The sequence below is a fragment of the Vibrio sp. LB10LO1 genome (genome assembly GCF_010092875.1).
GTDB classification, from domain to species: Bacteria; Pseudomonadota; Gammaproteobacteria; order Enterobacterales; family Vibrionaceae; genus Vibrio; species Vibrio campbellii.
On the sequence record NZ_JAADJW010000002.1, the window covers coordinates 251,047 to 275,144 of the forward strand.

Annotated in this window: 25 protein-coding genes; 14 read left to right on the top strand and 11 right to left on the bottom strand. The window is 45.1% G+C overall.

The genetic code is table 11. The annotated features are described in order from the left end of the window. Positions 1-52: 52 nt before the first annotated feature. From yiaY to GXP65_RS24965, 3 genes are all read right to left on the bottom strand, one after another. Positions 53-1,201: an L-threonine dehydrogenase gene (gene yiaY, locus GXP65_RS02600; protein WP_012129081.1), complete on the bottom strand. Its 1,149-nt coding sequence runs from the start codon at positions 1,199-1,201 to the stop codon at positions 53-55. Between the two features lie 334 nt (positions 1,202-1,535). After that, positions 1,536-2,186, bottom strand: a complete 651-nt coding sequence (gene elbB, locus GXP65_RS02605; RefSeq protein ID WP_162091907.1) for an isoprenoid biosynthesis glyoxalase ElbB — start codon at positions 2,184-2,186, stop codon at positions 1,536-1,538. Positions 2,187-2,198: 12 nt separating this feature from the next. Further along, positions 2,199-2,345 (bottom strand): hypothetical protein, encoded by a 147-nt coding sequence (locus GXP65_RS24965; protein WP_162860243.1) that lies wholly within the window; start codon positions 2,343-2,345, stop codon positions 2,199-2,201. Positions 2,346-2,474: 129 nt separating this feature from the next. Between GXP65_RS24965 and yddG the strand changes: the two genes are divergently transcribed. Beyond that, complete coding sequence (gene yddG, locus GXP65_RS02610; RefSeq protein WP_045373742.1) at positions 2,475-3,377, top strand: aromatic amino acid DMT transporter YddG; 903 nt, start codon at positions 2,475-2,477, stop codon at positions 3,375-3,377. 580 nt (positions 3,378-3,957) lie between these two features. On the opposite strand, the gene GXP65_RS02615 is transcribed toward yddG, so the two are convergent. Together GXP65_RS02615 and GXP65_RS02620 are read right to left on the bottom strand one after the other, a co-directional pair. Then, positions 3,958-4,851 carry a cation diffusion facilitator family transporter gene (locus GXP65_RS02615; RefSeq protein WP_162091908.1) on the bottom strand — a complete coding sequence of 298 codons (894 nt, stop codon included), beginning with the start codon at positions 4,849-4,851 and terminating at the stop codon, positions 3,958-3,960. 175 nt (positions 4,852-5,026) lie between these two features. Then, positions 5,027-5,905, bottom strand: coding sequence for a LysR family transcriptional regulator (locus GXP65_RS02620; RefSeq protein ID WP_010643629.1), 879 nt, complete (start codon positions 5,903-5,905; stop codon positions 5,027-5,029). A gap of 49 nt (positions 5,906-5,954) precedes the next feature. Between GXP65_RS02620 and GXP65_RS02625 the strand changes: the two genes are divergently transcribed. Further along, on the top strand, positions 5,955-6,653 hold the full coding sequence (locus GXP65_RS02625) for a class I SAM-dependent methyltransferase (protein WP_162091909.1): 699 nt from the start codon (positions 5,955-5,957) through the stop codon (positions 6,651-6,653). Positions 6,654-6,716: 63 nt separating this feature from the next. On the opposite strand, the gene GXP65_RS02630 is transcribed toward GXP65_RS02625, so the two are convergent. Then, on the bottom strand, positions 6,717-8,525 hold the full coding sequence (locus tag GXP65_RS02630) for a hypothetical protein (protein WP_162091910.1): 1,809 nt from the start codon (positions 8,523-8,525) through the stop codon (positions 6,717-6,719). 144 nt (positions 8,526-8,669) lie between these two features. Beyond that, on the bottom strand, positions 8,670-10,643 hold the full coding sequence (locus GXP65_RS02635; protein WP_162091911.1) for an acetoacetate--CoA ligase: 1,974 nt from the start codon (positions 10,641-10,643) through the stop codon (positions 8,670-8,672). 221 nt (positions 10,644-10,864) lie between these two features. On the opposite strand from GXP65_RS02635, the gene phhA reads away from it, so the two are divergent. Next, positions 10,865-11,659: a phenylalanine 4-monooxygenase gene (phhA, locus tag GXP65_RS02640; RefSeq protein ID WP_045373734.1), complete on the top strand. Its 795-nt coding sequence runs from the start codon at positions 10,865-10,867 to the stop codon at positions 11,657-11,659. Then, a complete protein-coding gene (locus tag GXP65_RS02645; RefSeq protein ID WP_005433587.1) occupies positions 11,649-11,987 on the top strand; it encodes a 4a-hydroxytetrahydrobiopterin dehydratase in 339 nt (112 codons plus the stop codon). Before phhA ends, GXP65_RS02645 begins: the two co-directional genes overlap by 11 nt. Before the next feature lie 419 nt (positions 11,988-12,406). Here GXP65_RS02645 and GXP65_RS02650 read toward each other — a convergent pair whose 3' ends face one another. Next, positions 12,407-14,176 (bottom strand): choice-of-anchor I family protein, encoded by a 1,770-nt coding sequence (locus GXP65_RS02650; protein ID WP_162091912.1) that lies wholly within the window; start codon positions 14,174-14,176, stop codon positions 12,407-12,409. A 224-nt stretch (positions 14,177-14,400) separates the two neighbouring features. Here GXP65_RS02650 and GXP65_RS02655 point away from each other — a divergent pair, with 224 nt between their 5' ends. After that, on the top strand, positions 14,401-14,745 hold the full coding sequence (locus GXP65_RS02655; protein WP_162091913.1) for a HopJ type III effector protein: 345 nt from the start codon (positions 14,401-14,403) through the stop codon (positions 14,743-14,745). A 52-nt stretch (positions 14,746-14,797) separates the two neighbouring features. On the opposite strand, the gene GXP65_RS02660 is transcribed toward GXP65_RS02655, so the two are convergent. Then, positions 14,798-15,106, bottom strand: a complete 309-nt coding sequence (locus GXP65_RS02660; RefSeq protein WP_162091914.1) for a cysteine-rich CWC family protein — start codon at positions 15,104-15,106, stop codon at positions 14,798-14,800. A gap of 161 nt (positions 15,107-15,267) precedes the next feature. On the opposite strand from GXP65_RS02660, the gene GXP65_RS02665 reads away from it, so the two are divergent. The 4 genes from GXP65_RS02665 to GXP65_RS02680 all read left to right on the top strand — a co-directional run bounded on the left by GXP65_RS02665 (position 15,268) and on the right by GXP65_RS02680 (position 17,168). Then, positions 15,268-15,957, top strand: a complete 690-nt coding sequence (locus GXP65_RS02665; protein ID WP_162091915.1) for a DUF3313 domain-containing protein — start codon at positions 15,268-15,270, stop codon at positions 15,955-15,957. A 12-nt stretch (positions 15,958-15,969) separates the two neighbouring features. Further along, the gene (locus GXP65_RS02670) at positions 15,970-16,185 is read left to right on the top strand and encodes a DUF3820 family protein (RefSeq protein ID WP_005433583.1); all 216 of its coding nucleotides are present in this window, start codon (positions 15,970-15,972) and stop codon (positions 16,183-16,185) included. Between the two features lie 42 nt (positions 16,186-16,227). After that, positions 16,228-16,470, top strand: a complete 243-nt coding sequence (locus tag GXP65_RS02675) for a hypothetical protein (protein WP_005433603.1) — start codon at positions 16,228-16,230, stop codon at positions 16,468-16,470. A gap of 272 nt (positions 16,471-16,742) precedes the next feature. Beyond that, positions 16,743-17,168: a GNAT family N-acetyltransferase gene (locus tag GXP65_RS02680; protein WP_045454749.1), complete on the top strand. Its 426-nt coding sequence runs from the start codon at positions 16,743-16,745 to the stop codon at positions 17,166-17,168. Between the two features lie 306 nt (positions 17,169-17,474). On the opposite strand, the gene GXP65_RS02685 is transcribed toward GXP65_RS02680, so the two are convergent. Continuing rightward, on the bottom strand, positions 17,475-17,669 hold the full coding sequence (locus GXP65_RS02685; RefSeq protein ID WP_162091916.1) for a hypothetical protein: 195 nt from the start codon (positions 17,667-17,669) through the stop codon (positions 17,475-17,477). 497 nt (positions 17,670-18,166) lie between these two features. After that, entirely contained in the window at positions 18,167-18,415 is a 249-nt protein-coding gene (locus GXP65_RS02690; protein ID WP_005433595.1) for a hypothetical protein, read from the bottom strand. 262 nt (positions 18,416-18,677) lie between these two features. Here GXP65_RS02690 and pcp point away from each other — a divergent pair, with 262 nt between their 5' ends. The 5 genes from pcp to GXP65_RS02715 all read left to right on the top strand — a co-directional run bounded on the left by pcp (position 18,678) and on the right by GXP65_RS02715 (position 24,046). Beyond that, positions 18,678-19,316 (top strand): pyroglutamyl-peptidase I, encoded by a 639-nt coding sequence (gene pcp, locus GXP65_RS02695; RefSeq protein WP_162091917.1) that lies wholly within the window; start codon positions 18,678-18,680, stop codon positions 19,314-19,316. Between the two features lie 175 nt (positions 19,317-19,491). Then, the gene (locus GXP65_RS02700) at positions 19,492-19,755 is read left to right on the top strand and encodes a hypothetical protein (protein WP_162091918.1); all 264 of its coding nucleotides are present in this window, start codon (positions 19,492-19,494) and stop codon (positions 19,753-19,755) included. A 63-nt stretch (positions 19,756-19,818) separates the two neighbouring features. Next, positions 19,819-20,805, top strand: a complete 987-nt coding sequence (locus GXP65_RS02705) for a GTP-binding protein (RefSeq protein WP_005433589.1) — start codon at positions 19,819-19,821, stop codon at positions 20,803-20,805. A gap of 163 nt (positions 20,806-20,968) precedes the next feature. Next, positions 20,969-22,588, top strand: a complete 1,620-nt coding sequence (locus tag GXP65_RS02710) for a sensor domain-containing diguanylate cyclase (RefSeq protein WP_162091919.1) — start codon at positions 20,969-20,971, stop codon at positions 22,586-22,588. 165 nt (positions 22,589-22,753) lie between these two features. Further along, on the top strand, positions 22,754-24,046 hold the full coding sequence (locus GXP65_RS02715; protein ID WP_005433606.1) for a DEAD/DEAH box helicase: 1,293 nt from the start codon (positions 22,754-22,756) through the stop codon (positions 24,044-24,046). The last annotated feature ends 52 nt before the right edge of the window (positions 24,047-24,098 follow it).

Sequence of the window (24,098 nt, forward strand, 5' to 3'; positions counted from 1 at the left end):
TACAAGATCGGGGATTGAATTAAGGCAATAGAGAATTGTTTAGTTCGCGAAATTACATCGCTTCTTCGAAGATCTTAGAGATTTCTTCGTGAGTTGCTTGTTTAGGGTTAGTGAAACCACAAGCGTCTTTCAGTGCGTTGTCTGCTAGTGTTGGGATGTCTTCTAGCTTCGCACCAAGCTCCTTGATACCTGCAGGGATGCCCACATCTTTCGCTAGAGTTACGATAGCGTCGATAGCTGCTGCCGCACCTGCTTCAGCAGACATGTCTTCTACGTTTACGCCCATTGCTTTCGCTACATCACGTAGGCGCTCTGGACATACTTGCGCGTTGTAACGCTGTACGTGAGGTAGAAGAATCGCGTTACAAACACCGTGTGGAAGGTCGTAGAAACCACCTAGTTGGTGTGCCATTGCGTGTACGTAACCTAGAGACGCGTTGTTGAACGCCATACCCGCCATGAACTGTGCGTATGCCATTTGCTCACGAGCTTCTAGATCTTCACCATTTTTCACTGCTGTGCGTAGGTAAGCTTGGATAAGTTCAATCGCTTTGATTGCTACCGCATCAGTGATTGGTGTTGCCGCGATAGATACGTAAGCTTCAATCGCGTGAGTTAGGGCATCCATACCTGTTGCCGCAGTTAGCGAAGCAGGTTTAGCTAGCATTAGCTCTGGATCGTTTACTGAGATAAGCGGTGTTGTGTGCTTATCAACGATAGCCATCTTGATGTGACGCTCTTCGTCAGTGATGATGCAAAAACGCGTCATTTCAGATGCAGTACCTGCAGTCGTGTTGATTGCGATAAGTGGCATCATTGGTTTTGCAGACTGGTCTACGCCTTCGTAATCTGCGATTTTGCCGCCGTTAGAAGCAACAAGTGCGATACCTTTCGCACAGTCGTGTGGTGAACCACCGCCAAGAGAGATAACGAAGTCACATTCGTTATCAGTAAGAAGTGCTAAGCCGTCATTAACGTTGCTGATAGTAGGGTTTGGTTGAGTACCATCGAATACAACGGTTTCCACGTCGCGTTCCGCCAGTAGATCTTGAACCTGCTTTACTACACCGATTTGGTTAAGAATCTTATCCGTAACAATCAAACCTTTTTTAAAGCCTTGAGATTGGATGCTGTCTGTTGCGTCTTTCAAACAACCAGCGCCCATTAGGTTTACGGTAGGGATAAAAAATGCACTTGTCATATTGGATTGCTCCGTCGTTATTTTTAATAATCTTTCTTAATCTGTCATTTACTCTTGCATACTCCATTCTTGGTTGAGATTGATCTAGAACAAGATTACCCCCTTAGAGGTACCTTTAAGGATGAAAATGTGATGCTAGTCTTGTTGCACAGTGAGTTGGTGCAACATTAAATCAACAGATGGGAAATAATTCATTTGTTACGCAAACGATTGGCAAAAATGATAGGGCTAGTGTGTTTCTAGATTAAGTGAGGAGAAAGTATAAAAAATCCCCATTAATATGTTCTTTATCAACGGGGATTGGTATGATGTGTTTTAAGCAAACGTTTTCGAATTAGGCGATTTTGACTAACTTATCAACCAGTTTTTCAATGCCTGACGCAGCTTGAGAGATATTCTCCGCTAACATATAAGCTGGAGTTGAAAGTACGTTGTGTTTCTCGTCGAAGTGTATCTCGTCTACCTGACAGTTTACGTGCTCTCCACCCATATGACCAAATGCAGCAGCCGTTGCTTCATCGTTACCAATTGTGCCTTGTACGCCTTGGCCGTAAATCAGAGGGATAATGGTTGGCGCGATGCATAAATAACCCGCAGGTTTGCCCGTTTGAGCGAATGCACGACACGCTTGGGCTACATGAGTATTAATCGAACATTCCGCCCCTGAGACGGCGAAGTCGGTTAAGTTTTTCGCGGCACCAAATCCACCCGGAAGCAGTAGGGCATCGTATTCATCAACGTTGAGTTTGGCGACATCATCAATGTTACCGCGAGCGATACGAGCCGCTTCGATCAAGACGTTGCGTGTTTCATCCATTTCGTCACCAGTTAGGTGGTTGATGACGTGGAGTTGGTCAATGTTAGGTGCAAAGCACTGCCAAGTTGCCCCTGCTTTCTCGATGGCGTAGAGCGCCAATACTGCTTCGTGGATCTCAGAACCGTCGTAAACGCCTGAACCACTTAAAATAACTGCGACTTTTTTCATGATTGGATTCCTTTACTCTGAACGTTCCTTAGATTGTTCTTCACTATCTAGACCATGCGTTTCCGAATGTGTTTCAATGTTTTCACTCTCGTCGTCTTCATCATAGTAGCGCACAACAAACGGTGTCAGCATGACACTCGAAGGTAGAAAATGTTTCATATCGACTCCAACCGCTTAATAGAGTGGTTTTTATACCGATTTTGGAAAAAGAGTACGTTGAAGCGGATCATTTTTGAGTTAAGCTGCAGTTTCCTTTGGCATTCATGAGCACTAGGTCACATAGATAATATGCAATCCTATCAATTTCGTTTCACACTCTACGGTTGTATCGCCATTCTTTCTTGGAGCTGTTTGCTGGGCATCGCACGATTGGTGACCGAAAGCTTGGGGCCAGTAGGGGGCTCAGCAATGCTGTACTCGCTGAGCGCCATTTTTCTGTTGATTGTGGTTGGCATCCCAAAACTGTCGTATTTCTCACCCAAGTATTTAGTTCTGGGTGGAGCGATGTTTGTCTGCTACGAGATCTTCCTCGCGCTGGCATTGGGCTACTCCAATTCTCGTTCTCAGGCGATTGAAGTTTCCATCGTCAATTATCTATGGCCGGCACTAACCGTTTTGTTTGCTGTGTTGGGAAGTAATAAAAAGCCAAACTGGTTATTGTACCCAGCGGTAACGTTGGCGTTTATTGGTGTGGCTTGGACTGTCAGTGGTGATAGCGGTTTATCACCAACGCAGTTAGTGGCTAATATCAGTAGCAATCCGATTGTTTACTTCATGGCATTTGCAGGTGCAGTCATCTGGGCGGTGTATTGCAATCTGACTCAGAGACAGCAATCGAAGCACAATGCGATCACTTTGTTCTTTATCGCGACAGCTATTTCTTTGTGGATCAAATACGCCTTTACTGATGAGCCGCCCATGGCATTCAGTTGGGAAGCGATGGGGTACTTAATTGCGTCTGCGGCTTTAATGGCGGGGGGCTACGGATTATGGAACATCGCGATTGTTGGCGGCAATATGGTGTTCCTCGCAACCTTGTCTTACTTTACGCCGATTTTCTCTGCTTTGTTTTCTTCTATTATTCTAGGCGTCACTCTAAGTCACAGCTTCTGGCAAGGTGTCGTAATGGTAACGGTTGGTTCATTGATGTGTTGGCTGGTCACTAAAGAGAAGCGCGAAGCGGCTGGGTAATTCAATATACCAACCCCTCCTAACCTCCCCTTGTATTTGTCACCTAAGCTCTCAACACTCCGAGTCAAAGGGGAGGGACTGGTCCTGCATTTGAGAATAATTCAGTGCTCATTGTTCGCATTCGCCGGAACAGTAGAAGAACGGCTAGCTTAAGTTAGCAAAGAATAACTCTCCCCCTTGAACATCGTATTCAAATGCGAAGCAACTCGAGTCAGAAAAAGGGGGGAGTTGGAGGGGGTTGCAAGTGCACAAGCCACAGTTAAATGAACCAACCCCTCCTAACCTCCCCTTGTATTTGACATCCAAGCTCTCAACACCCTGAGCCAAAGGGGAGGGACTGGTCCTGTATTCGAGAATAATTCAGTGCTCATTGTTAGCATTCGCCGGATCAGTAGAAGAATGGCGAGCTGAAGTTTGCAAAGAATAGCTTTCCCCCTTGAACTCCTTATTCAAATGCAAGGCAGTGTTAGTCGATAAAAGGGGAAGTTGGAGGGGCTGCAAGTGCATTAATTGAAGAAATGAAAAAAGCTCCCGAGGATGGGAGCTTTTGTTTTGAGTTCTAATGATTCTTGGTGGCGCTCTAATAAGCGACGTTCAATTGTAACTGAAGCTTGAATCTGTGCTTCGATAGTCGCTTAGTAAGCTGCTTACGAGTGTGCTCTAGCGTATCAAGCTCTAGTGTGTCGTCATCTACATGCACGTCCACATTTACTCGCAGTTCCTGACCAACTTTAGTTACGCCAGCCAGTTTCAATTGGTGCTCAGTTACCTTTTCAATCTCAAGAACGTCTTTACCAACGCTCTGACACAACTCTTTGCTAGGTGTCATCATTAGCAGTTCACGTAGGGCACCAACTAGCATATCAAAAGGTACTTTAAGGAAGTAGAAGCCCATCAAAACCATCATCATAGGGTCTGCATAGATCGCGTAGTGCGCGTATGGTGTTAGCGATACTAACCATGCAGCGATAAAACCAAGGGTTACTGCAACACTCAATAGCGTATCCATTTGCCATTGCTTTTTCTCGGCTTCGATTAAACCAGATGAAAAACGATGGCTTTTCTTCGCCATAAACCACCAAGCGTAACCACAACCAATCACGTTAACGACACCGAAGATGGTTGCGATTGAAGCGTCTACCTCACGGCCGCCTGTCATCAACGCCGTTACCGCAGAGAATAATGAGAAAGCTACAACAACTAAAATAACCGCTGCTTTGATAGCGATAACGATAGGTTCAAGTACAGCTTTGCCGAAAGGGAAAATAGATTTTGATGGCTTGCTGATGTAGTAAGATGCTGCCAGCGACAATAAAGTTAACAGCAGACTGACTAGAGAATAAACACCGTCAAATACAATGACGATCGACCCAACAAGCAAGCCAAGTACCATGCCTCCGACAGCAAACCCTGATGCTAAAAGGGCTGAGAAGGTTAAGATACTGTTTTCGTTTTTGCTTGTCCTGTCACACATAAAAGATGCCTTAAATTATTACACCCTTACATTCTTCTCCTTAGGGCAAATTTAAGCAAATGAAAACTGTGTGACATTTAAACGATAAAATGATAATTCTGATGTATATTTTTATTTTTCAGTGATTTACATTTAAATTTTGCTGTCAATATAATTGACGCTCACTGTAATATGTTTAGAAGTCGAATAAATACTCGCTTAATTTATCAGCCAGCCAACTCATTGCAGGGTGCTCTGTTTGTCCGTTTGGAACGAACATGCAGTAGTCTTCTTGCGTCAAACCATAGGTGTGTTTGATCACCGCAAGTTTCTGATGTCTCAAATAATGTCGGATCAATGGTTCTGGCAACACCCCCCATGCATCTTCTTCTAAAATGGTATTTAGCATGTAGTCAAAGCTGGAGAAACCAATGTATCGAGTAGAAAAGGGGTGTAGCTCCGGGTTGTCTTTTTCATTCAAGTACACCATCAACGCTTGCATCTGATTACGAAGGTCTTCATCGGTTACGCGGCGCATTTTACTGAGTTGGTGATCGAAGCCGCAGACTGACATCATGCGAATTTTACCAAGTGGGTTATAAACGATGTGCGGATCATCCACTCGTTCATAATCGACACCAAACGCAAAGTCGACCTGTTGGGTGCTGACTAAGTTAGCCAAGTCACCACTGGATGCGAGAATCAGATTGAATGTAGTGGAAGGGAAACGGTTATTCAGCGTATGCGAGAGTTCTTGCCACAATTCATCTGGCAGTGAATCATCACGCGCCACCCATACCTCAGCGTTGAAGCCATCAGAAACTTGAGCGCAGGTCTTTTTGATTCGCTGTGCGGTTACTAGCAAGTTTTCACAGTCTTTAAAGATGGCTTTCCCCGCTTCCGAGAGCGTGAGTTGATTGCCCGTACGAGTAAATAGCTCGACGTCTAAGTCTTTTTCAAGCGCTTTTATCGCCATACTGAGCTTAGTACGGTTGCAGTCGAGTTGACGCGCGGCCTCCGATACGGAGCCATATTCGGCAATGGTACAAAAGGCTTCAACTTGCGATAAGTTCATGATTAAAAAAGACCTAAACTAAAATGATGAGAATCGATAACGTAGACGAATGAACGTACTGACGCCTAGAAAGATTATCGAAAAAAACGCGGATTCGCCAGATAAGTCTATGGTGTTTTGGCGTTTTTGCGGTAATCTATGGGGGTTACAAGAAGTGAACATGGAGGCCACGATGGCACAAGATTGGGACGGCTTAGCAAAGAACTGGGAATCTAACCCAGCAACAGATCAATTTGCTCAGTCGGTGTTTGCACAGTTACAACAGCTTACTCAGCTTGATGGCATTAAAGTATTGGACTTTGGATGTGGGACAGGGCAGTTAAGCCAACTATTGTCGCCATCCACAAAAGAGATTGTGGCGCTGGATGCATCTGAAGCCATGATTGAAGAGCTTGATAAGAAAGAGCTAGAGAATGTAGAACCGGTTGTTGACGCATTGACGCGTGGTCTAGTCGCTCAGCACCCAGCATTCCGTGGTCAATTTGACCTAGTCGTTGCTTCTTCAGTGCTGGCGTTCATCGAAGATTACGAAATGTCTCTAGAGATTGCTCATTCGTTACTTAACGCTGGTGGCCACTTCGTGCATTTTGACTGGATCGCAGATTCAGCAAAAGAAGGCTTCACGCTAGCGAAATCAGAAAACGCACTTATCAAAGCCGGCTTTACTGAGGTAGAAACGAAGAAGGTCTTCGAAATCACATCAGACGGCCACACAATGTCAGTGTTAATGGGCGTAGGTCGCCGTTAATCTCCGACAAAGAACATAAGAAAAGCGAGCTACTTAGCTCGCTTTTTTGTTTCCAAACTGCCGTTATTTTTGGATGATGACGGTATGGGAAATGCCATTAACAGTTGCATCACCAACAATATTTAGCTTGCCACCTTTATCATAAAAGACAAACTTAGGAACCGTTGTATAGCTAGAGCCATTAACGGTTGTATTTGGAAGGCTGAATGTCTCCATTTCAGTTAGGTACAAAGAGTTCAAAATAGCGACTCTATTCTGTGCTCCCGCCAGTGCGATTGCGACCTCTTTGCCGTTATGAGATTCATCGAGAGACTGAATTGTCTCAATATAAGGCCAAGTATAGTCATTATCTGGTAGCGTGATCTTACCTGCATAAGTCATGTCAAATGCTGCATCACCTGACGCATTTAGCCTAACTCCACATTCTGTGTAAATGTATGTGCCTGCATGATTAAACCAGAAGTTACGGCAGAACTCATAGTCACCATGGTACGGTGAATCAATTGGATCACTCGGGTTTGCTGCGTCCGTAATGTCGGTTCTCGAAATATCTCCAGGGCTTACTGTTGTGGATAAACTATATAAAGCACTTCCTGATGGGTCCATTTTAAGCACTGATTGAGCATAGTAATTCCAGCCACCGGTTGACGTTACAGCCCCAGTTCCTAGATCAATGATCTGCAACCCCGCCCATTGGTCGTCTGCGGGCAATGTCCATACGAAGTTACCATTAGTAGAGAGGTCATAAATGTTTTGTGATGTGAATACATTTGACGCGACAGTACTCAGCGGCGAAGTTGCGTTGTAATCAAATGTTGTGATCATCGCATCATGTCCAACGACAAAACGATTTGTCCCATTTATGTTATCTACGTCTACTGAAGATGGGTACTTACCAAGTTCAAATTCATATGACTTAGAGTCGTTGAGATCATAAAAATAAATCGCATTTTTGGGCGAATTTGAAACAACGGCGATGACATTTAAAGCGTCAGAGTATGTAGAGTCGACCACGTTATGGCGAGATGCGCCATCAAAGGTTACCTCGGTTCCTGCCGCAGGCGTATCAGGCAAACCTTCGTCAGGGCCTGGTGTCGAATAATCTGTGATCGTGTAACTAACCGGAACAGTTAGAGGGCTACCTTCAATAGGGTAGTAACAGCTATTATCAAAACACGCATTTACGGTTATTTCCGTGTCAAATGTTCCCGTACCAAGGAAGATAGGATCTTCCATTTGCATGTAAAGGTTTACGTTTGTATTCGAAACACTCGGTGAAACGTATGAAATTACCGAGCTGTTTTCGTCGGCATTTATATTTAGATTGTAGAGATTGGAGCCAGAAAGAGCGATGGCATCTGAAACATCTTTGGAGACAAAGCTTTCGCTGTAATCAGCTGCAACATCAATTTTCGGAATAATAAGCTCAACTTTCTGATCAAGAGTAACCTCATTCGTTAACGTCACATCTATTGGAGAGCCAGAATAGTGTTTGTCACAGTTTATGTCATGACATATAGCAAACTGCGCAGTTGTCGATTTTTCGCCGTTTCCGATCTCATAACCTCTTTTGAATGTGACCGATGCATAACCACTTCCGTCTTCATTGAAGTAGAAAAAAACATCAGAAAGTAAGTTGCCGGTATCGGTTAATACGCCGTAGTACAGGTCATCACCTTCCACGTAGTTGACGCGGAAAGGGACTTCGACATAAGCTGAGTAGTACGCACTTGACTCCGTCTTGAAGCTGGTTTCAGCCATGGAGATGGAGCTTGAAGCTTTTGAGCCACCGCTGTCACCGCCTCCTCCACACCCAGTTAGCGCTACAAGCGCCAAGCCTGACATCATGCAATAAATATCTCGCCTGATCATATAATTACATCCATTTTATATAGTTTGTTGAATAGACGAGCGAATGTAATCATATGGTTGCAAAGCCTTGCAATGCATACACTCTGTAAATCGGTTTCGTTTCACACTTCTTGTTGAGTGTATGGCTAAATATTCGGCATAACGCTAACTTTGGAATGAATATCTCTTTATTTCCTCCAAAACTTCTGGGTTAGCAATCGCACCTAAGTTCTCGACTTCCTTACCATTTATGACTTGTTTGACCGCAAGTTCTACCAACTTTCCTGAGCGCGTTTTTGGAATGTCGCTGATAGCGAATATTTGGCTTGGTACATGCCTTGGTGAGCAGGACGTTTTAAGGCGCGACTTAATCTCTGATACTAATCCGTCATCTAAAGTGACACCCGAAGCGGTCTGCACAAACAGCCAGATTTGCTCATTGCGATCGACCTCTTTACCTACAGCGATAGAATCGACAATGCCTTCAATAGCATTCACTTGTTGATAAATTTCCGCAGTGCCGATGCGTACACCGCCAGGGTTCAACAATGCATCGCTGCGACCATAGAAAATGAGGCCACCGTTCGCGCTGCGTTCTACATCATCACCGTGGTGCCAGATATTATCGAACTTGTCCCAATAGGCACTGTGGTAGCGTTCACCTGTATCGTTCCAAAAGCCGACAGGGAAGTTAGGCATGGAGTTCGTGCAGACGAGCTCTCCGCGCTGTTCATTCACGCTCTGACCCTGTGAGTCGAACACTTGAACATCAATGCCCAAGCCAGCGTACTGGCACTCACCACGATAAACAGGCGAGATAGGGTTGCCTAATACAAAGCAACCACAGATGTCTGTGCCGCCTGAGATGGAAGCCAAATGGAGGTCTTGCTTGATGTGTTGATACACGTAATCAAATTGCTCTGGATAAAGCACTGAGCCCGTAGAGCACAACGTTCTTAAAGCAGGGAGAGGATAATCTTTGATAGGTGATAATCCGGCTTTTTCTATCGCTTCTAGGTACTTAGCGGCAGTACCAAAGAGACTTACTTCTGCACGCTGCGCTAAATCCCACAACACATCAGGTGTCGGATAAACAGGGCTACCATCGAAAATCACCAAGCAGGCGCCGCTTGCAAGGGCAGACACGTGCCAGTTCCACATCATCCAACCACATGTGGTGTAATAAAAAACACGATCTTTAGGCTGGATATCTGAATGGAGTTGATGCTCCTTTAGGTGATTAAGAATCGTGCCGCCAACAGAGTGCACGATGCACTTAGGCTTGCCCGTCGTGCCGGAGGAATAAAGCACAAACAGTGGGCTATTGAATTCCACACGAGTGAAATGCAACGGAGCAGGGGAATACTGATTAATGATGTTTTGCCAATCGTGAGTACAAACGTCGCACTCAAACACATTCGGTTTGAGGTAACCGATCTGACACACTTGTTTTAGCCCATCAAGATGATCCGCGATGTGATGGTTCTTCTCCGACATATCGAAGGTCTTGCCACTGAAGGTATAACCATCGCAGGTGAACAGGACTTTCGGCTTCACTTGCCCGAAGCGCTCGATGACGCTTTCTACCCCAAAATCAGGAGAGGTAGACGTCCAAGTTGCACCTAAGCTGGTGGTGGCTAGCATTGCAATAACGGTTTGTGGCATATGCGGTAAATAGCCTGCAACCACATCACCTTGCTTGATGCCGCACTCTACCAACCATTGCTGAACGCTCGAGACCTCATTACACAGCTCTTTCCATGTGTAGGTCTGTTTATCTCCGCGTTCATTTTCGAACCAAATTGCCAGCTCATCGGCTTGTTTCTCTGCCAAGCTGAGTAGATTCTCTGCATAGTTAACTTGTGCTTGAGGGAACCACACGGTGTCACGGTTTGACATAGGCGATTGCCAGCGGCTCTCACCTTGCGTTTTGATTGTATTTCCTTGCGTTCCAATCAAGTCACAAAACTGCCAAACCTCTTTCCAAAAATGCTCGTTGTGCTCCAATGACCATTGGTGCAAATCAGAGTAGTTTTTGAGCTCGAAACCCTGTCGATTAATGTGTTCGATAAACTGCGTGATATTGGCTTGCTCGATTCGATCTTCCGTCGGATGCCAGACTCTGTTGCTCTCGCGCATAGTTCCCTCTATAACAAAGTTTTAACGTTTTCAGTCTGAAGTGAAGCTTCAACAAAGTCAAACCAATGAGTGAATATGGCTTTCCAGTTATATCAAGGCGTTAAGTGTTAATGTAAAGAAAATGTTACACCTAAATTTTGATTGAAAAATAGTCGGGGGATTGGAAGGTGAAAAGAGTGTAGATAGGCTTAATGTAAAGGATTTGTTAACGGAGATGTGCGATGACTCAGTATCATTCAAAACCCGTCGATCAGGATGGAAGGGTAGAATGGAGCCATGAAGAGGATGCCATTTGGCGCGACTTGGTAACCAGACAAATGAGCGTGATTCAAGACCGTGCATGCGACGCGTATCTGCATGGACTTAAGCTGCTTGATTTACCCCAAGACCGAGTGCCACAACTGCCCGAAATCAATCGTGTTTTGATGGAAACCACGGGCTGGCAAGTGGAGCCAGTGCCAGCGTTGATCGACTTTGATCGTTTCTTCAATCTGCTTGGCAACAAGCGCTTCCCAGTCGCGACGTTTTTGAGAACGCGAGAAGAGTTTGATTACCTACAAGAGCCGGATTTCTTCCATGAGATTTTTGGTCATTGCGCCATGCTCACCAACCCTGATTTTGCCGCCTTTACCGAGCACTACGGACAGCTTGGACAAGCTGCGACACCAAAGCAGCGAGGGTACCTTGCGCGTCTATATTGGTTTACAGTCGAGTTTGGCTTGGTCCGAGAAGGTAATAAAACCAAAATCTATGGTGGCGGCATCCTTTCATCTCCGGGAGAAACCATCTATTCATTGGAAAGCGACATCGCGATTAGAGGCGAATTCGATCTGCAAACTGTGTTAAGAACGCCTTATCGCATAGATATCATGCAGCCGAAATACTACGTGATTGAGGATTTGTCCCAGCTTTTCCAAATCAGCCAACTGAATTTATTGAAACAAGCCGATCTAGCGATTGAAGCCGGATTGCTTCCACCACTTTTTGAACCAAAGGAACCTGCTCATGTTGAATGAACAAAAATGCGAAGCTTGTAGTATCGATGCCATTGCACTTAGTAAAGAGGAACAACAGTCTTTGCTGCTGCAATTGTCTGATTGGCAGATCATTGAGAGAGATGAGATTCCTCAACTTGAAAAGGTCTACAAGTTTAAGAACTTCAAACAAGCGTGGGCGTTTAGCAACAAGATTGCTGAGCTTGCAGAAGATGAATTCCATCACCCATCTATCTTGTTGGAGTGGGGCAAAGTGACCATCACTTGGTGGAGCCACTCTATTAAAGGTCTGCATAAGAACGACTTTATCTGTGCTTCGAAGTGCGATGCATTGGCGATTGAAGAGTAAAGCTGAGTGATTAAAGAGAGATTCCGGACATCTCGTTCCTCGATTCCGGAATGACGTTGGTGGCGATGGGGTTACTCAGAACTGCAAAATGGTCTTTGCTAGGATGGTACCTTCTGTTAACTCGAACTTTTATTTCTCCAAATTCTTTAGTTGTGTATTGAGCATTGGAAAGTACAGTTCAGAGATAGTCGGAATGACGTTGGTTGTGATGGTACTACTTGGAGCTGGAAGAGAGCTTTTCCACTTTGTAGGCTAGTATCGTTGTGAACTGCTAAGCTAGTTTCCGTCATTCTCGAGAGCGACGAAGGAGCGAGTCGGGAATCTCACTCTCAAACAATGCTCAATCTTTATAAACAAAAAGCGCCCGGATTGAATTTCGGGCGCTTTACTTTTAAGTTTGTTCTCTTGAAGTGTGGGTATTAAAGCTCAATTCGAAACACAGACGTCGTCCCCGACACTTCACTACCAACCGCGATAAAGTGTTGTCCGTTACGAGCAAAGTAGTTGATTGACTCTGGCGCCAAATCACCTGCTTTTGGATTGTAAGTGTTGTTCGCACATTCTCCATCTTCCACTTCTGTACAAACTGGTTGGCTGTAATCACGACGGTTTACGTAATGCAGGAACTGCGCTTGCTTCGGGTCTGTGATGTCATAAATCATGATGCCACCTTGACGCTCCAAGCCGATGAACGCGTAGTGACGGCCATTGATTTGTGCCACTTCAATCGCTTCTGGCTCAATGCCTTTGTCGTCGCTACGGTCATCGCCGCTGTCATTATTATCGTTGGTGCTGTTGAAGTTCTTACCTTCATTCATTAATGCGATGGTTGCGAAATCGTCACCACTATCGAAAACCAACTCACCGTTTTCATCCCAAATAGAGAATGAACGTGCGCCAAAGGCTTGAACATTGTCTTGCGCAGAAAGTGTTTGTTCAGGCTTGATCACTTTAAGACGCGCGAGTTGCTTGTTGTCTTTTAGTGCTTCTGCCAATGGGTGATCTGTTGCGACTTTTAGCTTCTTACCGCGCACTTCATCAACATGGCTTAAACAGGTGCCTTGCTCAGAAGTATATTCATCTGTACCGAGGTAATCGTCTTCATCCCACTTAAAGTCCGCTTGGTCACACAGAGCTTGCGTTGTTTTGAAGCCATATTCACGACCGTCACCTTCGTTGGCAGAGAGTATGTACGTTTTACCGTTTACGGAGTAGCTGTCGAGGGTATCTGGCATGTACAGGCCAACCAGTTGAGGATAGTTCTTAAAGTTGCCAATGATTTTGTCTTTGTTTGAAGCATCCAGTTTCGAGTCAGACCAAGATTTCTCGCCCAGACCGACAATCTTCTCTACCGATTTGCTTTCAGGGTTTACGATTGCCATCGCATTGTTCTCTTGCAGTGCAACGTAGATTTTACCGTTTTCAGCAAAGGTGAGGTATTCCGGCTCTAGATCCTGCGCCACCGTAGCATTTGGACCAGAGATTCGAACATCAGCTGGTAATTCAGACTTACGTGCTCCATCGAACTCATTGAAACCAATCTGCGTGACTTCTGCTTGGTTTATGCCTTGGCTCAAGTCGATCAGCGTGATGCTGCCTTCTGGGTCGACACTGTAGTCACCATTTGGCTCACCTTCGTTTGCTGTTGCGATGTATCTGCCGTCTTTGGAGAAGCCAACCATGTCCGGCAGTGCGCCAGTAGGGAAGGTGGTGATCAGTGACAAATCATCCGAGCGGTACAAACCAACAATACCATTTGCTTGTTTATCGCTGTTTTCAATCGCAACAGCAACTAAACCATTAAAGACTGCAACGCTGTTTGCCGCACCAATTTCAACGTCTGCCGCTTCGCCCGCGCTGTTGAGATCAATGAATGCGGTTTGTGTTGGTGCGCCGTTGTCATCCATAGAAAGCACATCGACACGCTTTGCTTGAGCGTTGACCACGTAAAGCTTGTCAGTACACGCATCATATTGAACGATTTCTGCTGATGATGTGTCGAATGGTGCTTCAGCGATAGACGTTCCCATAAAGGTCAAACCTTGGATGGATGCCTCTCCCGCAACAGGTGCTACCGACGCTTTGCATTGGGCTGCAAACGAAGAGAGAGAATCGTCAGGTTGAGATGAACATGCGATGGCAAGTGAAGATAGAGCCAATACGCCTATTGCCTTAAATGGGGTGGTCATGATATTTCCTTATTAAACGGATACAATGTCACTCAATGCACCTAAAGTAGATATCTATTCATTCACTAACACAGTGAGGAATAGCGCATTGATTGAAGTGTTATTAAACAAGGCTCTGAATATATGTATGATTTATGACCCTTGTATTGGCTTTTTATGAAACAAATGTGTCACTGTTTATCCAATGTTATTTGGGAAAGTAAAGACACTAGGAAGTAGGAATAATGGAACTAAAACAATTTTTGGATGCGCTAGCGGCATCACCAGAGACAGTTGAATTTGAAACGACAATGGCAGTAATTGAAGCGAACTATGAGTTTATGCCAGCGGCCTTTGTGAATGGTGAAACGCAGAATAATGCAGGTGAGAACAACGGTTCATGCAAGATCTTCGCTTTTGGTCAACTGAATAACTTAAGCAAAGAGGCAACGTTGGCGTGTTTTGGTCGTTTCTACCGAGAAGATGTGTTGGCGCACCCAGAGAACAACGACCATCAAAACATTCGTAACTTTATGGTGACGGGCTGGGATGGCGTGAAGTTTGAATCCCAAGCGTTAGCGCAGAAATAGCGCGCTAATAGTCTCGATTTCAATGACAAGCCAGTCAGCAAAAGGCGACTAACTAGGCGACTGGCTTTTTCTCCAAACACTTACGGCATAAACAAAGCTGTCCTGCCTCTGGCTGTGGTAAATCTCTGATCTCAATATCAAAGCACCAACACGTTTCTTTCCCTGCAGCAATATCGCAGTGCGCATTTGTGCCACATTCAGGGCAAGAGTGGGTCGAATCATTCCCAACCAATTGCTCGATGATGGCGTCTCGTTGAGCATCAGACTTATCTTTCCACTGCACAATTTCTTCCACAGTTCGGTGGCAACCAGAACAGATTCCGCCATTATTTTTACAGGCCGCGCGGCAAGGTGACTTCATTATTTTTCTCGTAGTACTTTCCAGTAAGCGACGTACTTTAACATGAAATTGTGCTGCGGGAAGCTCAATCCGTGATTCAACAAAACATCCATTAAGTGAATAAATACTGGTCAATTTTATATGGAATGGTAAACTGTATACTCAAAGTTTGAGGAGTTGGTATGTTTAAGTCATTGGTAGAGCGTTTGTTTAAAGCTTCGGTAGTCGTATCTCTGGGTTTTGTCTTGAGCGGATGCGCTGGTGGTCCTGTCGTCAGTGCGACGAAATTCACCAGTTATGAAGATTTTCGTCCAGGCCCAGAGGGTGGGGTCGATCTCGTTTGGGCCAGAGTAGGCTTGCGCGATGCTACTCGTTTGAAAGAGAAAATGGATGAATACGACAGCGTAGTGATTGATCGAGTGATGGTCGTGGTTCAAGAATCTGAGCTGGATGATGAAGAAATCAATGAATTGACGACATACATGGTCGATCAGCTAAAAGCGCGCATCTCACCCGTCAAAAAGATTGTCGACCAACCCGGTGAAAAAACACTTCGTTTGAGTATTGCCGTTAGTAATGTGGAAACGCCGAATCCTGTCCTTGCTGTCACCTCAAGTATTCTGCCGGTTGGCTTGGGGATTTCTACCATATCAAAAATCACGACAGGTGAGCACACCAATGTAGGTTCCGCGACGGTGGAGTTACTTGTGAGTGATTCAGAAAGTGATACACCGCTGTTTGCTGCAATTGATCGTCAAGCAGGGAACAAAGACTTCTCAACCATGATTGATTCTTTAGACGATGCCAAAGATGCAATTAACTGGTGGGTCGATCGCTTGGGTGTTACTCTTAGCCAAGATTTATCCCAATAGACCCCGTAGTATATGTTAGAAAAAGAAAACCTTATTAAACTCGCTCGAATGCAAATGCCGTTCGGCAAATACGCTGGGCGTGTACTTATTGATCTTCCAGAAGAGTACCTACTCTGGTTTGATAAAAAAGGTTTTCCAGAAGGGGAGCTAGGCGAACTGCTAAAACTCTGCCTCGCACTAAAAATTGAAGGCTTAGACAGTGTTGTTAAGCCTTTAAAGCGTATGTAATCTGCTACAGCAACTCCCCCATTTTTAAATAAAAGAATGACCATGAATTTTGATATCAATGCACTGAAACACCACCAGCTGGTTGAAGATGGCCAGTTAGAAGGGTGTTACCTCCATCAGCCTGCGCAAGGTAGCCAACAAAATGACAAAGCTGTTTTGGCAGAACGCCAAGCGTTGGAAAAGATGGGGTACAAGGTGATTCAGGTTCAAGCCAAAGGCGGCACAACAACGTTTGCTGAGGCGATGCAAAAGTTTGTGAAAAAGACCGGGCACCAGCCTCAATAACAAACGGCTCAATAACAAACGGATAGGTCCGACCAAAGTCCCTTCAATCTTTTGAGCAATACCAGCTACCTTCATACAAAAGAGTCAGGCTGTCGGGCTGACTCCTTTTGTCCCTTTCCGTACCAGCGACACTTAGCTTTTCAAACTATAGCAATGTGCTTTGCCTCACTTTTCCTCATACCTACTCGTACCGCGAATTAGGAGGGGACCATTAATATTTCCTCATTATCTGTGCATAATGGGCGATATCACTCCCAAATTATGGATGTATAATGAGAATAGAAGTCACCACTTCTCCAGATAAAAGCGACCTTGAAACGATAAGTAAAGGCATCCAATCCTTTAATCAGAAACACATACCTGATGATGTGGTATTTGAGCCAGATACAAGATTTGCGGCTTTTGCAAAAGACGATGATGGAAATGTATTAGGTGGAGTTAGGGCTTGTGCTTTCTGGAACTATTGCATCCTAGAGTTATTATGGTTATCTGAGGACACACGAGGTCAGGGGATTGGAAACAAATTAATGGATGCTGCTGAAACCTTCGCTAAAGAAAAAGGCTTCAGCTATATGCGAACTGAAACACTCAGCTTTCAAGCAAAGCCTTTTTATGAGAAGCGTGGCTATAAAGTTTTTGGTGAGCTACCCGACTACCCTAAAGGCCATGTAACATACTGTCTTGTAAAAGAGTTATAACATGCGCCTTCAAGTGAAAAGCTAGCTTTAACAGGCTTGATTATTAGCCTTGCTTATCTTCAAGCCTGTGAGAGCTATACTGGCTCATCTTTGCCGCAACATCGTTTAGGATATTCTATGCGAAATGGATAGTGTGTGTGTTTGTCCTACTCAAGTAATCCCTTTAACACTCCATCAATCTTGCGAGCTACGGTATCAGCAGAATGAAGACCCCTTCTGTGGCCAATCATTAGATGTGTAAGATCGATTATCAATTGCCCCAACCAAAGAGTGGCGCTTGCACCACATTCGGCGCAAGCAAACAAATTAGGAGCCTTGCTCCAGCTTTTTCTCCAGCTCAGCAACTTTTTGCTCAAGCACTGCAATCCTCTCGTTGCTATCACTACGAACCTCTTTCATTAAGCTGACGATGTTCTCTGATGGATTTAATACGAACATCATCAATGGAAACAGTGCCATCAGCGCAATCATTCCTGCGTAGTTTTGAATAAACTCCCACATTACGGTTCCTTCCTTGTTACTTGAGTGTTGCTTAGATAGTAATAGATATGCTCGTCAGAACTCAATAAAATTAGTTTGAGTGAAGTTTGATCCCTATAAGATCGCCATAAAAGTCATCTATGAAGTGCTAATTTAGAATAACCACTGACATGTATTTTCCCAGCAGCAATTTACACGATGAGAAATAAAAAAGCCCCGTGTAACCCAAGGCTGTCAAGCGGGCTAAACGGGGCAAACAGAGCGAGTAGGAAAACTGCTCTGCGATGGTGTCCGGAAACGACAATTAGAAATCGCCTCCGAGATAAATTCTAGGAATTTTCCAGCTTGCTTTGTCAGCGAAATGTCACGACTGCTTACCATGCAGACAAGCTTATTTTTTATTTTTGAACAATAGCTTAGAAAGCCAGCGGGCATTGTAGGAATGAGCTGAAATGCCTGACAGATAGTACAAAAAAAGCTCGCAATATAAGCGAGCTTTTTGTCAATTAAACGCAGGATCAGTGCTTGCGCTGTGGGCCGTGACGAACGATGTCTTTACCGTGTTCGTAAACGTGTTGAGAAACCCAACGGCCAAGAACTAGCTGATGCTTGTCATCTAGTACTGCAACAAATGGACGACCATCTGTGTTGGTTGTCGCTAATGCTACGCCAGCGACGCCTTCAAGACCTAGCGCGCCACTTTCAATCAGGTGTAGGAAAGCTTCTAGCTCTTCCAATGTTTCGATAACGTGATTATCAATGTTCATTGTCTTCAATCTCTTTGAATTGCAGATGTTCAATGGTCGCGTACTCTACCTAACTTACCATTAGAAACCAAGTGAGGATTTGCTCGGCAGAACATGGCCTCGCAAGTTCAAGATAGGGCCTGACTCTAATTTTACGCCAAATGTGAGTCACAAGTTTGGGTAGACCACCGCCGCGATGCGATAATACTTGGGTTTGTGACACTAAGTTATTGTAAATTCGAGTCTCAACCATTGAGTTTTACTATCAAGAGAAAACAGAACGATGAAGAAAGTGTTAATGACAGGTTTTGAACCATTTGGTGGTGAATCCATCAACCCTGCTTTAGAAGCAGTAAATCGACTTGATGGCAAAAAACTTGATGGTGGTGAGGTGATCATTTGCCAAGTCCCTGTAACACGTTATGAATCTATCGACACCGTGGTTAATGCGATTGAGCAATACCAGCCAGACATTGTGATTACAGTAGGGCAGGCAGCTGGGCGTGCAGCGATTACTCCAGAACGTGTGGCGATCAATGTGGATGATTTCCGCATTCCTGATAATGGTGGCCATCAACCCATTGACGAGCCGGTAATCCTAGATGGTCCAGACGCGTACTTTACCACGCTACCCATTAAGGCGATCACGAGCGCTTTGCACAAGGCAAGTATTCCATGCCAAGTCTCGAACACGGCAGGGACATTTGTGTGTAATCACCTATTTTATGGCATTCAGCATTATTTACGCGATAAATCGGTTCGACATGGTTTTGTGCATATTCCTCTTTTACCCGAGCAAGACGCTTCCGGTAATCAGCCAACCATGTCGTTGGATGTGATTGTTGAAGGGTTAGCGTTGTTAGCTCAAGCCGTGATCGATAACGAATCTGATGTTGCGATCACTGCCGGACAGATTTGTTAACCAGCACAACAAGCTCAAGTCTTTACGCAAACACCGAGCGATGAACGAGCTCGGTGTTTTTGTATCTGTTAAGTCGCTCAAATTTTGTGGAGTATAAAAGGAGTAGCATTGGGGCGTGAAGTGGAGAAGTAATACTGACTCACTTTGATCTCTCGTTCAAATAAGGCGAACTATCATGAAAAGCAATAGAAGTAAGATCATTGCGCTTTCCTCTGCGGTTGTTTTCGCTTTGGCTATTGCCGCTTTAAAATTTGAAAACACCCTCGGACTGCTTCCTATCCTTGTAGCGATTGTCGCGTTCTTTACTTGTGTGATTCACACCAGCATGCACCTTTCTGGTGTCACAAATGCCGATGCGTTAGGTTATTACCAACAAGCTCAACAGACAAAAGCAGAAGCGCTGCATAAAGGCTTAGACCCTCGCGATAAAAAGCATTGAAGCATGTCACATTCTCCGTATACTTTGGACAAGCATTAAAGCACAAGCTTGTCGGAGAAGAGCATGTCACATCGAGTACCTACTAATATACTGACGGGATTTCTTGGCGTCGGTAAAACCACGACAATCCTGAACTTACTGAAAAACAAACCAGAAAATGAAAACTGGGCGGTGTTGGTGAACGAGTTTGGTGAGATAGGTATCGATGGTGCGATGATGACTGACCAAGGTGCGATGATCAAAGAAGTACCGGGTGGCTGCATGTGCTGCACGGCAGGCGTACCTATGTCTGTTGGTATCACGGCTTTGTTGCGCCAGAACCCAGATCGTCTTCTTATTGAACCAACGGGCTTGGGCCATCCAAAGCAAGTGGTTGCGACACTAACCTCTGAGCAGTACCAGCCGTACGTGGATCTTAAAGCAACGATTGCGCTTGTGGACCCGCGTAACCTAAGTAACGAGAAGTATCTTTCTAATAAAAACTTTGTCGACCAGCTTGATAGCGCAGATGTGGTCATCGGAAGCAAAGTTGACCTGTGTACAAGCCACGATATCGATGTGTTCAACGACTGGGTGACTGATCAAACGCCTTCGAAAGTGTTCAGCAAGCTGATTCACGACGGTGACTTGCCAATTGAAGTGTTGGACATTGAGCGTGTGCACGGCAGTGCCTCTTCTCATATTGAAGCGCATCATCATGATCACGCTCACCAAGAGCCTCAATTCCAACTGCCACCGGGTGAAGCGTTTATCCGTAAAGAGAATAAAGGACAGGGCTACTTCAGCTGCGGTTGGTTGTTTGGCGCGGAATACTCGTTCAACTTTGATCAACTGTTCTCTATGCTGTCTGAGCTAACGGCTGAACGTGTCAAAGCGGTGATGAACACTGACCAAGGTTGCTACGCGTTTAACGTTGCTAATGGTGTGGTTTCAGTCAATGAAATGAGCCTGCAGGGCTTCGAATCACGCCTTGAGGTGATTGATTCTCAGTTGATGCCTTGGGATCAGTTGGAAGCGATTCTACTTAAGCTTTGTGGTATCTCAGAATAGACGCCCACTAAGATTGAACAAGGCCTGAGCAAATGCTCGGGCCTTTTTGATTGCTTTTCATTATTGAGACGATAGAAAACTATCATCGTCATAAATCTATCTGTATGTGATGTGTGTCACTATAATCACTGGTTTTCTTACTGCATAAGAAACCGGAGAGCGCTTGAATCCTGCCGTAACCTTCTCAAAACTTAAGTTCTTCTGCCTGCGTTTTGTTGTGATCTTCTTCCTGCTCGTTGCGGTGTTTGGTGCCATCATTCACTACGATACGTCTGCGTCTGAAGAAGCGGAAAAGAGCAACATTCGTGTGCAACAAAAAGCGTTGTTACAGGGCAAGAAGCAATACATCGAGTGGGTGATGAGTTCGGTTGTCCGCGAGACTGCATTGTTGGCTGACATTATGTCCGCAAAGCGAGTTTATGAGATTACCGATCTTCCTTTGGATGAGCAGCGCAGTGCACAGCTTTCTCGTTTAAGCTCGATTCTAGAAGCAGTAAGCCAACGAAAAGAAGTTTACGACCAGTTGCGCTACATTGATTTGGAAGGCAATGAAGTTGTGCGAATCAACTTTAATCATGGCCAATCCCAAGTCGTCTCTGAAGGACAACTTCAAAACAAACGTCATCGTTACTATTTCTCAGAAGCGCTTCAACTCGGTTGTCGCAGGATTTATGTTTCGCCTCTGGATTTGAATATGGAACACGGGCAGATTGAAGTGCCCGTTAAGCCGATGATCCGGCTAGCAACGCCCGTGCTAGATGAAAGTGGCAATAAACGCGGTATCGTGGTGGTGAACTACCTGGCGAAGTATCTTATGGAAGGCATGCAATTGTTCAACCTTGATAGGGGCACGAACTACATGCTACTCAATCGAGATGGTTTCTATCTGTTCAATAAAGAGCACCGCGAGGCTGAGTTTGCGTTCATGTACGACGATCGACAAGGCGAAACCATTTACGCTGATTACCCAGAGTTAGCCGATCAAATTCGAAATACGCTATCCGGACAAATTGAAACGGATGAGGGCATTATAACGATTGAATCGGTTGGGGCAGTGGATCGCATCAACCCATACTGTTTTCAGGATTACCATGTGAGTGAAAACAGTTCGACAGCTTGGAAGTTGGTTTCTTACGTCGATTTTAGTAAGAGAAAACAGATCTGTAACTCGCAGTATGAACGTAAGTGGTTAATGCAAGTGGGTGTGGTGCTGAGCATTGTTCTGGCTTATTTCATCGCACGCTTTCAGCTTCGCGCGTTTTCGGACAACCAACGCATTTACTATTTAGCGCATCATGACAGCCTGACTGGTTTGGTTAACCGAGCCGCTTTTCAAAGCCAAGCATCGGAGGTTTTAGCCCAATGTTTGAAAGCGGGTAGAGAGGTGTGCTTGATATACCTTGACCTTGATAGCTTCAAGTTTATCAATGATGAGTACGGCCATGCGGCGGGCGATAAGACCCTTCAACACGTCGCGTCCGTGATGCAGCGAGTGTTTGGCAGTAAAGCGCTTCTTGCTCGCTTAGGGGGCGATGAGTTCGCTATTCTGTTGAGCAGTCAAGAACATATGCAAGATCCAGAACATTTCGCGTCGTCTTTGATTCAATTGATTCAAGACCCGATCGAGGTTCGCCCTGATGTGTACCATCAAGTCACGACCTCAATTGGTGGTTGCTATGCGAAAGAGACAAACTGCACTTTGGATGAATTAATGCATCAAGCGGATATGGCGATGTATGAAGCGAAGAAGTCGGGAAAAAACCAGTATTTCTTCATCCAATAAGGGAAAAGCACGCATAAAATTAAGAATGCGGAATCGAGTGGTGCGTAATTCCATGAGTTTTTACGCTAACGCATGAGAAAAGTGAGATAAATCACTGGAATTCGGGTATAGTGCACCGCTAAAATTTTTATAGCTATTTAGTGATTTGTTTAAGGAATACGCTCAATGTCATTTTCATCTCAAGGTTTTGCGCCAGAAGTGGTTAAAGCTCTGGCAGAATGCGGTTATGAGAAGTTAACGCCAATTCAACAGAAGGCGATTCCAATGGCCCGTAAAGGTCATGATATTTTTGCAACGGCACAAACGGGTACGGGTAAAACTGCCGCGTTCTCTTTGCCTATGATTCAACAGTTATTGGAATCCGGTCGCAGCGCATCTCGCAAAACGGCACGTGCACTGATCATGGCGCCTACTCGTGAGCTAGCAGAGCAAATCGCGGACAATATCAAAGCATACACTAAATACACAGACCTATCGGTTGCGGCGATCTTTGGTGGCCGTAAGATGTCTTCTCAGGTGACAGCGCTAGAAGGTGGTGTGGATATTCTTGTTGCGACGCCTGGTCGCCTAGAAGAGCACATCGAGCAAGGTAACGTATCAGTCGCGAACATCGAGTTTCTTGTGTTTGATGAAGCGGACCGTATTCTTGATATGGGCTTTATCCATGCTGTACGTAAAATCATGATGGATGTGGATACAGACCCTCAAATCATGATGTTCTCAGCAACAACATCAAGCCAGCTGAACCTATTGGCGAAAGACATCCTTCGTAAGCCAAAGCGCATCGAAGTAGAACGTGCAAACACAACGGCACAAACTATTGCTCACGTACTTTACCCAGTGGATCAAGAGCGCAAGACAGAGCTTCTTTCTGAGCTAATCGGCCGTAAGAACTGGAAGCAAGTCTTGGTGTTCGTAAACTACAAAGAAACTGCGAACGATGTTGTGAAAGAGCTTAAGCTAGATGGCATCAAAGCCGTTGTGTGTCATGGTGACCGTGCACAAAGCGCTCGTCGTCGTGCGTTAGAAGAATTCAAAACAGGCAAAGCTCGTGTAATGGTTGCAACAGATGTCGCCGCTCGAGGTCTGGATATTGAAGATCTACCACACGTAGTGAACTACGATATGCCATTCCTAGCAGAAGACTACGTTCACCGCATCGGTCGTACAGGTCGTGCTGGTAAACAAGGTCACGCTGTATCGTTTGTTAACCGCGAAGAAGAGCTAACAGTGGTGCAGGTTGAAAACCTAATCCAGCAACGCATTCGTCGTATCGAGCTAGCTGGTTACGAGCCAAAACAGCGTGAATCTTACATTGAGAAGCTAAACTCAAAGCCTGCATTCAAGAACCGCCAAGGCCGTCGTAACAACCCGAACCAATCGGCAACAGACCAAGGTTCTGCAGAGCGTCGCTTAGCCATGGTAAAACGCTTGAAAGCGCGTCGCTCTTCTAAATAATTGAACAAAATATAAAACGCCCCTCACGTGAGGGGCGTTTTTTTGTGCGGCG

Coding starts and splice junctions, on each gene's coding strand:
- yiaY (WP_012129081.1), bottom strand. CDS start 1,201: ATGACAAGTGCATTTTTTATCCCTACCGTAAACCTAATGGGCGCTGGT.
- elbB (WP_162091907.1), bottom strand. CDS start 2,186: ATGAAAAAAGTCGCAGTTATTTTAAGTGGTTCAGGCGTTTACGACGGT.
- GXP65_RS24965 (WP_162860243.1), bottom strand. CDS start 2,345: ATGAAACATTTTCTACCTTCGAGTGTCATGCTGACACCGTTTGTTGTG.
- yddG (WP_045373742.1), top strand. CDS start 2,475: ATGCAATCCTATCAATTTCGTTTCACACTCTACGGTTGTATCGCCATT.
- GXP65_RS02615 (WP_162091908.1), bottom strand. CDS start 4,851: ATGTGTGACAGGACAAGCAAAAACGAAAACAGTATCTTAACCTTCTCA.
- GXP65_RS02620 (WP_010643629.1), bottom strand. CDS start 5,905: ATGAACTTATCGCAAGTTGAAGCCTTTTGTACCATTGCCGAATATGGC.
- GXP65_RS02625 (WP_162091909.1), top strand. CDS start 5,955: ATGAACGTACTGACGCCTAGAAAGATTATCGAAAAAAACGCGGATTCG.
- GXP65_RS02630 (WP_162091910.1), bottom strand. CDS start 8,525: ATGATCAGGCGAGATATTTATTGCATGATGTCAGGCTTGGCGCTTGTA.
- GXP65_RS02635 (WP_162091911.1), bottom strand. CDS start 10,643: ATGCGCGAGAGCAACAGAGTCTGGCATCCGACGGAAGATCGAATCGAG.
- phhA (WP_045373734.1), top strand. CDS start 10,865: ATGACTCAGTATCATTCAAAACCCGTCGATCAGGATGGAAGGGTAGAA.
- GXP65_RS02645 (WP_005433587.1), top strand. CDS start 11,649: ATGTTGAATGAACAAAAATGCGAAGCTTGTAGTATCGATGCCATTGCA.
- GXP65_RS02650 (WP_162091912.1), bottom strand. CDS start 14,176: ATGACCACCCCATTTAAGGCAATAGGCGTATTGGCTCTATCTTCACTT.
- GXP65_RS02655 (WP_162091913.1), top strand. CDS start 14,401: ATGGAACTAAAACAATTTTTGGATGCGCTAGCGGCATCACCAGAGACA.
- GXP65_RS02660 (WP_162091914.1), bottom strand. CDS start 15,106: ATGAAGTCACCTTGCCGCGCGGCCTGTAAAAATAATGGCGGAATCTGT.
- GXP65_RS02665 (WP_162091915.1), top strand. CDS start 15,268: ATGTTTAAGTCATTGGTAGAGCGTTTGTTTAAAGCTTCGGTAGTCGTA.
- GXP65_RS02670 (WP_005433583.1), top strand. CDS start 15,970: ATGTTAGAAAAAGAAAACCTTATTAAACTCGCTCGAATGCAAATGCCG.
- GXP65_RS02675 (WP_005433603.1), top strand. CDS start 16,228: ATGAATTTTGATATCAATGCACTGAAACACCACCAGCTGGTTGAAGAT.
- GXP65_RS02680 (WP_045454749.1), top strand. CDS start 16,743: ATGAGAATAGAAGTCACCACTTCTCCAGATAAAAGCGACCTTGAAACG.
- GXP65_RS02685 (WP_162091916.1), bottom strand. CDS start 17,669: ATGTGGGAGTTTATTCAAAACTACGCAGGAATGATTGCGCTGATGGCA.
- GXP65_RS02690 (WP_005433595.1), bottom strand. CDS start 18,415: ATGAACATTGATAATCACGTTATCGAAACATTGGAAGAGCTAGAAGCT.
- pcp (WP_162091917.1), top strand. CDS start 18,678: ATGAAGAAAGTGTTAATGACAGGTTTTGAACCATTTGGTGGTGAATCC.
- GXP65_RS02700 (WP_162091918.1), top strand. CDS start 19,492: ATGAAAAGCAATAGAAGTAAGATCATTGCGCTTTCCTCTGCGGTTGTT.
- GXP65_RS02705 (WP_005433589.1), top strand. CDS start 19,819: ATGTCACATCGAGTACCTACTAATATACTGACGGGATTTCTTGGCGTC.
- GXP65_RS02715 (WP_005433606.1), top strand. CDS start 22,754: ATGTCATTTTCATCTCAAGGTTTTGCGCCAGAAGTGGTTAAAGCTCTG.